General features: G+C 74.5%; 5 protein-coding genes, 4 pseudogenes and 1 riboswitch. Of the genes and pseudogenes, 5 read left to right on the top strand and 4 right to left on the bottom strand.

Annotated features, from left to right (window positions below; all coding sequences use genetic code 11):
- A partial coding sequence (locus JNW89_RS20125) for a YafY family protein (protein WP_238450071.1) occupies nucleotides 1–923 on the bottom strand: 923 nt, incomplete at its 3' end.
- Between the two features lie 61 nt (nucleotides 924–984).
- On the opposite strand from JNW89_RS20125, the pseudogene JNW89_RS20130 reads away from it, so the two are divergent.
- Together JNW89_RS20130 and JNW89_RS20135 are read left to right on the top strand one after the other, a co-directional pair.
- Nucleotides 985–1,568, top strand: a pseudogene (locus JNW89_RS20130) (DinB family protein).
- A 1-nt stretch (nucleotide 1,569) separates the two neighbouring features.
- Nucleotides 1,570–2,009 (top strand): annotated as a pseudogene (locus JNW89_RS20135) (VOC family protein).
- 24 nt (nucleotides 2,010–2,033) lie between these two features.
- Here the strand turns inward: JNW89_RS20135 and JNW89_RS36840 are convergent.
- The gene (locus JNW89_RS36840; RefSeq protein WP_255541022.1) at nucleotides 2,034–2,369 is read right to left on the bottom strand and encodes an NAD(P)H-binding protein; all 336 of its coding nucleotides are present in this window, start codon (nucleotides 2,367–2,369) and stop codon (nucleotides 2,034–2,036) included.
- Nucleotides 2,370–2,385: 16 nt separating this feature from the next.
- On the bottom strand, nucleotides 2,386–2,709 hold the full coding sequence (locus tag JNW89_RS36845) for an NAD(P)H-binding protein (protein WP_255541023.1): 324 nt from the start codon (nucleotides 2,707–2,709) through the stop codon (nucleotides 2,386–2,388).
- Between the two features lie 80 nt (nucleotides 2,710–2,789).
- Between JNW89_RS36845 and JNW89_RS20145 the strand changes: the two are divergent.
- Nucleotides 2,790–3,679: pseudogene (locus JNW89_RS20145) on the top strand (NAD-dependent protein deacetylase).
- A 75-nt stretch (nucleotides 3,680–3,754) separates the two neighbouring features.
- Nucleotides 3,755–3,853, top strand: a riboswitch (glycine riboswitch).
- Nucleotides 3,854–3,927: 74 nt separating this feature from the next.
- Nucleotides 3,928–6,750: an aminomethyl-transferring glycine dehydrogenase gene (gene gcvP / locus JNW89_RS20150; protein ID WP_238450072.1), complete on the top strand. Its 2,823-nt coding sequence runs from the start codon at nucleotides 3,928–3,930 to the stop codon at nucleotides 6,748–6,750.
- Between the two features lie 121 nt (nucleotides 6,751–6,871).
- On the opposite strand, the gene JNW89_RS20155 is transcribed toward gcvP, so the two are convergent.
- Nucleotides 6,872–7,072 (bottom strand): DUF5999 family protein, encoded by a 201-nt coding sequence (locus JNW89_RS20155; protein ID WP_088962150.1) that lies wholly within the window; start codon nucleotides 7,070–7,072, stop codon nucleotides 6,872–6,874.
- A 123-nt stretch (nucleotides 7,073–7,195) separates the two neighbouring features.
- Here JNW89_RS20155 and JNW89_RS20165 point away from each other — a divergent pair.
- Nucleotides 7,196–8,210: pseudogene (locus JNW89_RS20165) on the top strand (chorismate-binding protein); the annotation flags it as partial.

Here is an 8,210-nt window from a genome sequence, read left to right on the forward strand (position 1 = left end):
CAGGGCGGCGGCCTCCCGGCAGCTCCGGTGGCGTCCAGCACCTGCGCCTCGAAGCCCAGCCGGGCCACCTGCGCGGCGAGCCAGTCGAGGTTGTCCCCGCCGACGACGAGCACGCACCACCCGTCGCGGTCGTCCTCGACGCGCCCCACCTGGGGCGGCACCAGCTCCCGTACCCGGTCGGGCCGGGCGTGCACCCGTACCCGGGCGAGATACCGGTAGGGCGCCTCGGTCACGGAGCGCTGCACGTAGGCGACCGGGTCCGGATGCTCCCGCGCCCGGAAGCGCCAGGTCGTCGCCACCACCTCGTGCATCCGGTCGAGCCGGAAGGTGCGCCAGTCGTCGCGGTCGACGTCCCGGGCCATCAGGTACCAGCGGCGGCCGGTGGTGACCATCCGCACCGGCTCGACCGTGCGCTCGCGTTCCCCGCCGTCGCGGCCGGCGTACCGGAACCGCACCCGCACGGCGTCGCGGCAGGCCCGCGCGAGGGTCACCAGCAGCTCCGCGTCGATCTGGACGCCGGGGCCGACGAGGGTCTCGGTGGCGCCGTGCACCGCCCGCACCTCGGCGCGCAGCCGGGCCGGCATCACCTGGTCGAGCTTCGCGAGTGCCCGCAGGGCCGCCTCGCCCGCCCCGGCGACCGTGCCGCCCGACGCCATCCGCAGGGAGACCGCCGTCGCGATCGCCTCCTCGTCGTCGAGGAGCAGCGGCGGCAGGCGGGTGCCCGCGCCGAGCTGGTAGCCGCCGCCGACGCCCGCCGTCGCGTGCACGGGGTAGCCGAGTGTGCGCAGCCGCTCCACGTCGCGGCGCACCGAGCGGTCGGTGACCTTCAGCTCGGCGGCGAGTTCGGTGGCGGTCCAGGACGGCCGCCGTTGCAGCAGCGCCAGCAACCGCAGCACCCGTTCGGTGGTCGCCTCGACGGTCACCGGCCCATCGTCGCACGGATCACGGAACGATCCTGTCCGCTATCTGCGGGAGGCTGCAACCATGACCGACCAGAACTGGAATTCCCTGCTCCGGGACCAGCTCGCCTGGCACTGGACCAGCCAGCTGCGCGATCGCCTCGACGGGCTCACCGACGACGAGTACTTCTGGGAGCCGGCACCCGGCGGCTGGAGCGTGCGCCCGCGTGGCACCGGCGGCGCACCGGTGCGGGCCGGGTCCGGCGCGATGAGGATCGACTTCGCGATGCCGCAGCCCGACCCGGCGCCGTTCACGACGATCGCCTGGCGGCTCGGGCACGTCATCGTCGGCGTGCTCGCGGTGCGCAACGCCGCGCACTTCGGTCGCGCGCCCACCGACTACCAGTCGTTCGAGTACGCCCCGACCGCGGCCGCGGCGCTGGCCCAGCTCGACACGGAGTACGCCACGTGGCTGGCCGGGGTCGAGTCCCTCGGCGACACCGGCCTCGCCCGCCCGTGCGGGGAGGCGGAGGGACCGTACGCCGACGTCCGCTGGCAGCGCTGGTGCTGCACATCAACCGCGAAATGATCCACCATCTGGCCGAGGTGTGCCTGCTCCGCGACCTCTACCTGCACACTGACCAACAGACCCGACAGGAGGCGAGCTGAGATGGCCCGCGCCGTCCAGATCACTTTCGACTGCGCCGACCCCGCCGGGCTGGCGGCGTTCTGGGCCGAGGCCCTCGGCTACCGGTTGCAGGACCCGCCCCAGGGCTTCGACGTCGTGGGAGCAGGCCCTGGAGGCGAGTGGGCGTGCCGCCCGAGCGGCGCAACGACGCCTCGGCGGTGGTCGACCCCGAGGGCTCCGGGCCGCGGCTGTTCTTCCAGCGGGTGCCGGAGGGCAAGCAGGCCAAGAACCGTGTGCACCTCGACGTGCGGGCCGCCCCCGGGCTCGAGGGCGACGCGCGGATGGGGGCCCTGGAGGCGGAGGCCGAGCGGCTCACCGGCCACGGCGCCACCCGGCTCGGGCGCCACGAGCCGGCACCCCCGCTCGGCGCCGGTCACCTCGTGATGGCCGACCCCGAGGGCAACGAGTTCTGCCTCGACTGATCAGCCCCGCGACCTGGCCCGGGGTTACGCAGGATGGTGGTGCGGCGCACCGGCGGCGGCGACGGCCTCGCCGATCGGGGTCTCCCCGTCGACCAGTTCGAGGATCCGTCCGGCGCTGCCCGGGTGGTAGAGCAGCGCGACGAGGACCCGGGCCACGTCGGTGCGGGTGACCGCGCCACGCGGGACGCGCCGGTCGAGGTGGATGCGGCCGGTGGGCGCGTCGTCGGTGAGCCGGCCGGGTCGCAGCACCGTCCAGTCCAGGTCGCGGCGGGTCAGGTCGTCCTCGGCGGCCTTCTTGGCGCGCAGGTACGCCGCCCACACCTCGTCCGTGCCGGGCGCCGGCGGGTCCTGCACCCCCATGGAGGAGACGAGCAGGCTAGCGGCGTACCCCGGCGGCCTGGGCGGCGTCGGCGAGCAGGACGGCGGCGGCCCGGTCGACGGTGTCCTTGCGGGCGGCGCCGCTGCCGGGGCCGGCGCCGGCGGCGAAGACCACGGCGTCGGCGTCGGTGAGGTGCCCGGCGATCTCGTCGACGCCGGCGTGTTCCAGGTCCGCCAGGACGGGGTGGGCGCCGACGGCGCGCAGCGCGGCGGCGTGGTCGGGGTTGCGGATCAGCCCGACGGCGCGGTCGCCCCGGCCGGCCAGTTCCCGTTCCAGCAGGAGGGCGATCTTGCCGTGGCCTCCGGCGATGACGACGCGCATACCTGCCAACCTAGCCGCCGGCGACGAGGGTCACCGGCTTACGCTCGCCGCCCGGGGTGGCGTTGAGGCAGCATGGACGGGTGACGGAGACGATCGACGCGCTGGCCGGCCTGGTCGCCGGTGGTGGTGTCGTGGTGCTGAGCGGGGCGGGGCTGTCCACCGAGTCGGGCATCCCCGACTACCGGGGGCCCAGCGGCGCGGCCCGCCGGCACAGCCCGATGACCTATCAGACGTTCACCCGGGACCGCTGGCGCGGCGGCGGTACTGGGCGCGCAGCCACCTGGGGTGGCGGATGATCGCCCGGGCGGCGCCGAACGACGGGCACCGGGCGGTGGCCCGGTTGCAGGACGCCGGGCTGGTCGACGGGGTGATCACCCAGAACGTCGACGGGCTGCACACGGCGGCGGGCAGCCCACAGGTGGTGGAGCTGCACGGCCGCCTCGACGAGGTGGTGTGCCTGGACTGCGGCAACCGGACCTCGCGGGAGGAGCTGGACCGCCGGCTGCGGGAGGCGAACCCGGAGTTCGACGCCGCGGTCGGGGCGGTCAACCCCGACGGTGACGTGGAGCTCGCCGACGCTCAGGTGGCCGGGTTCCGCACGGTCGACTGCACGTTCTGCGGCACCGGGATGCTGAAACCGGACGTGGTGTTCTTCGGGGAGACGGTCCCGGCGCCGCGGGTGTCGCACTGCTTCGCGATGGTGGGCGCGGCGCGGCTGCTGCTGGTGCTCGGCTCGTCGTTGACCGTGATGTCGGGGCGGCGGTTCGTGCTGCGGGCGGCGAAGCTGGGCATCCCGGTGGTGATCGCCAACCAGGGCCCGACCCGGGGCGACGGGTACGCCGCGATGACCGTCGACGCGCCGCTGGGCCAGCTGCTGCCCACGCTGGCCGACCGGGTCACCGGCGCGGTGTCGGCGCGGGTGCCCGCGGACGGCGCGCTCCCGGCGGCGGTGGCCCCCGCCACGCTCTGACCCGCGACCGGCGGGCCGGCGGGGGGTACGACATCTGCCGGAAACACCGGCGCTGGTAGCGTTGACCATGCCGGTACCACCCACGCGGGAGAGACCGCCCAAACAGCGCTTGGGCGGCGCCGAAGGGGCATATCCTCCCCGGAACCTCTCAGGCAAAAGGACCGCGGGGGCAGGCACTGTGGAGCGCCCTCGGGTGCGACTCAGGGGGAGGCCGACCTGTCGACCTCGCCCCCGCAGGAGCGCCGCGCATGACCGTAGAGAAGTTCGCCGACCGGCACATCGGCCCCGATCCGGGTGACGAGCGCCGGATGTTGGAGGCCGTCGGCTACGGCTCGATCGACGAGCTGATGGACGCGGCGATCCCCGAGGTGATCCGCTGGCACGGCACCCTGGACCTGCCCGAGCCGGCCAGCGAGCGGGAGGCGATCGCCGAGCTGCGCGCCCTGGCCGCCCGCAACACCGTCGCCGTGTCGATGATCGGCCTGGGCTACCACGGCACCCACACCCCCGCCGTGATCCGCCGCAACGTGCTGGAGGACCCGGCCTGGTACACGGCGTACACGCCGTACCAGCCGGAGATCAGCCAGGGTCGGCTGGAGGCGCTGCTGAACTTCCAGACCATGGTCACCGACCTGACCGGCCTGGCCACCGCGAACGCCTCGATGCTCGACGAGGGCACCGCCGCGGCCGAGGCGATGACCCTCGCCCGCCGCGCGTCGAAGAGCAAGAGCCCGGTGTACGTCGTCGACGCCGACACCCTGCCGCAGACCATCGCGGTGATCACCAGCCGCGCCGAGCCGCTGGGCATCGAGGTGCGGGTGCTCGACGTCGAGCGCGACGAGCTGCCGGGGGAGTTCTTCGGCCTGCACCTGCAGTACCCGGGCGCGTCCGGCGCGGTCCGTGACCACGCCGCCCTGGTGGCGGCGGCGCACACGGTGGGGGCGCTGGTCACCGTCGCGGCGGACCTGCTGGCGTTGACGCTGCTGCGCCCGCCGGGGGAGATCGGCGTGGACATCGCCGCGGGCACCACCCAGCGGTTCGGGGTGCCGATGGGCTTCGGCGGGCCGCACGCCGGCTACCTGGCCGTCCGCTCGGGTCTGGAGCGGATGCTGCCCGGCCGGCTGGTCGGGGTGTCCCGCGACGCCGACGGCAACCCGGCGTACCGGCTGGCGTTGCAGACCCGCGAGCAGCACATCCGGCGGGAGAAGGCGACCAGCAACATCTGCACCGCGCAGGTCCTGCTGGCGGTGATGGCCGGCATGTACGCCGTGTACCACGGCCCGGACGGGCTGCGGGCGATCGCCCGGCGTACCCACGACATGGCGGCGCGGCTCGCGGCCGGGCTGCGCGCCGGCGGGGTGCCGGTCGCGGACGTCGCGTTCTTCGACACCGTCACCGCGACCGTGCCGGGCCGGGCGGCCGAGGTGGTCGCGGCGGCCGCCGAGCGGCGGGTCAACCTGCGGCTGGTCGACGCCGACCGGGTGGGGATCTCCTGCGACGAGACCACCACCGCCGAGCACCTGGCCGCGGTGTGGGCGGCGTTCGGCGTGGATGGGGTCGACGGTGACGTCGACGCGGCGCTGCCGCAGGCGCTGGCGCGCACGTCGGACTTCCTCACCCACCCGGTGTTCCGCACCCACCACTCCGAGACGGCGATGCTGCGCTACCTGCGGCGGCTGTCGGACTTCGACTACGCGCTGGACCGGGGCATGATCCCGCTGGGCTCGTGCACGATGAAGCTGAACGCCACCACCGAGATGGAGGCGATCACCTGGCCGGAGTTCGCGCACATGCACCCGTTCGCGCCGGATGAGCAGACCGCCGGGTACCGGGACATGATCGGCCAGCTGGAGTCGTGGCTGGCGGAGGTGACCGGCTACGACGCGGTCAGCGTGCAGCCCAACGCCGGGTCGCAGGGCGAGCTGGCGGGGCTGCTGGCCATCCGGTCCTACCACGCCTCCCGGGGCGAGGGGCACCGGGACGTGTGCCTGATCCCGTCGTCGGCGCACGGCACCAACGCGGCGAGCGCGGTGATGGCCGGCATGCGGGTGGTCGTGGTGGCCTGCGACGCGGACGGCAACGTCGACCTGGTCGACCTCGACGCGAAGATCGACAAGCACCGGGACACCCTGGCGGGGATCATGGTGACGTACCCGTCGACGCACGGCGTGTACGAGACGGGCATCGCGTCGCTGTGCGCGAAGGTGCACGACGCCGGCGGCCAGGTGTACGTCGACGGGGCGAACCTCAACGCCCTGGTCGGGTTCGCCAAGCCCGGCAAGTTCGGGGCGGACGTGTCGCACCTGAACCTGCACAAGACGTTCTGCATCCCGCACGGCGGCGGTGGCCCCGGGGTGGGTCCGGTGGCGGTGCGGGCGCACCTGGCGCCGTTCCTGCCGGGCGATCCGCTGGGCGCGCACGTCGACAGCCGGCCGGCGATCTCGGCGGCGCGGTACGGCTCGGCGGGGATCCTGCCGATCCCGTGGGCGTACCTGCGGATGATGGGCGCCGAGGGGCTGACCCGGGCGACCGGGGTGGCGGTGCTGGCGGCGAACTACGTGGCGGCGCGGCTGCGCAACCACTTCCCGGTGCTGTACGCCGGCAACAAGGGCCTGGTGGCGCACGAGTGCATCCTGGACCTGCGGCCGCTGACGAAGGCGACCGGGGTGAGCGTGGACGACGTGGCCAAGCGGCTGATCGACTACGGCTTCCACGCGCCGACGATGTCGTTCCCGGTGGCGGGGACGCTGATGGTGGAGCCGACCGAGAGCGAGGACCTGGCCGAGCTGGACCGGTTCTGCGACGCGATGATCGCCATCCGCGCGGAGATCGACAAGGTGGGCGCCGGGGAGTGGCCGGCGGGGGACAACCCGCTCGCCAACGCCCCGCACACCGCGGCGATGGTTGCCGGGGACTCGTGGTCGCACCCGTATCCGCGGTCGGTGGGGGCGTACCCGGCCGGGGTGGACCGGGCGGGCAAGTACTGGCCGCCGGTGCGGCGGATCGACGGGGCGTACGGCGACCGGAACCTGGTCTGCTCGTGCCCGTCGCCGGAGGCCTTCGAGGAGTGACCCGTACGCTGCGCCGGGGCGGACGTCGTGCCGCCCCGGCCGGTGGGTCCTGGGGAGGGCGGTCCCGGGCCGGGACTAGCCTGGTGGCGTTGACCTGCTCCTGTGACGGAGCGTGGTCGACTCAGGCGACGAGAGCGTGGCGGGCGGGCCCGCGGTGCGGGGCGATGGTGCTGCCGTCGGGGAGCAGTTCGCCGGTGTCCTCGAAGACGATGACACCGTTGCAGAGCAGGCTCCAGCCCTGCTCACGGAAGCAGGCGATGACGCGGGCGGCTTCGCGATCGGTCGCCTCGGCGGAGGGGCAGGTGGGTTGGTGCTGGCACATCGGGTTCTCCGGACTGTGGGGGCACTGTGTCATGGTTCACATGACCAGTGACGCACAGTACCAAGGTCGAGCGCACGGAATCGAGCAGGCATCCGTCATGTTGACCCGAAATCCACTGAACGGATGAGGAAGAATGGGCCAACCGGCGTGGAAACGCTCCCACGAGCGCTGATCGACGTACCCGGCGCACCGCCGTCGTGCCGCGGCCTGCTCGTCGAGCGCGCCCGCTACGAATGGCGCCCGGCCGACGGCGGCGACCCGGCCGCACTGGCCGAGCAGTTCCTCGCCGCGCACGGGCTCGACCTGACCGATCTGGCCCGGCCCGCGACCCACCAGCCGACCGGCGTCTGCGGCGCCGCCCTGTACGTCTCCGCCGCCGCCGGCGCCCGCATGATCGGCGCCGCAGGCGGCGCGGCCACCCCGGCGCCGGCCCTGCCGGAGCTCGCCGTGGTCGTTTACGGTCACCACCCGTCCCCAACCGCACCGCCCGCCCTGGCGCGCGCGCCCGGCCCGGCCCCGGCTGGTGGCTGGGCGACTGGCGGGAGAGCTGGACCCCCCGGCAGCACGCCGACGCCGTCACCGCGGTCCGCGCCGCCATCGCCCGCGGCGACGTGTACCAGGTCAACGTCGTCGGGCACGCCGCCGCCCGCTACCTCGGCGACCCGCAAGCGGCGCTGTCCCGGCTCGCGCGCTGCCCGGCGCCCGCTACGGCGGCACCCTGCACGGCGACGGCTGGGCGATCGGCTGCGCCTCCCCGGAGACCCTGGTCGAGGTGACCGACGGTCGGGTGATCACCCGGCCGATCAAGGGCACCCGCCCGGCCACCGCCGCCGGCCGTCGTGAACTGCTCGCCTCGGCCAAGGAACGCGCCGAACACGTGATGATCGTCGACCTGGAACGCAACGACCTGGCTCGGGTCGCGCGCACCGGGTCGGTGCGGGTGGACGAGCTGTTCGCGGTGCGCCGCTGGTGCGACCTGTGGCAGGCCGAGTCGACCGTGTCCGCGGCGGTGGCCGACGGGCTGGGCCTGGCCGACCTGCTGCGCGCGACCTGCCCGGCGGGTCGGTCACCGGCGCGCCGAAGCTCGCCGCCCTGGCCGAGATCGCCGCCCTGGAACCCGTCGGGCGCGGCGCCAGCA

It is taken from the genome of Micromonospora sp. 4G55 (genome assembly GCF_016803375.1).

Excerpts from the sequence above, each read along its gene's own strand:
- JNW89_RS36840 (WP_255541022.1), bottom strand. The coding sequence starts at position 2,369 with ATGGGGGTGCAGGACCCGCCGGCGCCCGGCACGGACGAGGTGTGGGCG.
- JNW89_RS36845 (WP_255541023.1), bottom strand. The coding sequence starts at position 2,709 with ATGCGCGTCGTCATCGCCGGAGGCCACGGCAAGATCGCCCTCCTGCTG.
- gcvP (WP_238450072.1), top strand. The coding sequence starts at position 3,928 with ATGACCGTAGAGAAGTTCGCCGACCGGCACATCGGCCCCGATCCGGGT.
- JNW89_RS20155 (WP_088962150.1), bottom strand. The coding sequence starts at position 7,072 with ATGTGCCAGCACCAACCCACCTGCCCCTCCGCCGAGGCGACCGATCGC.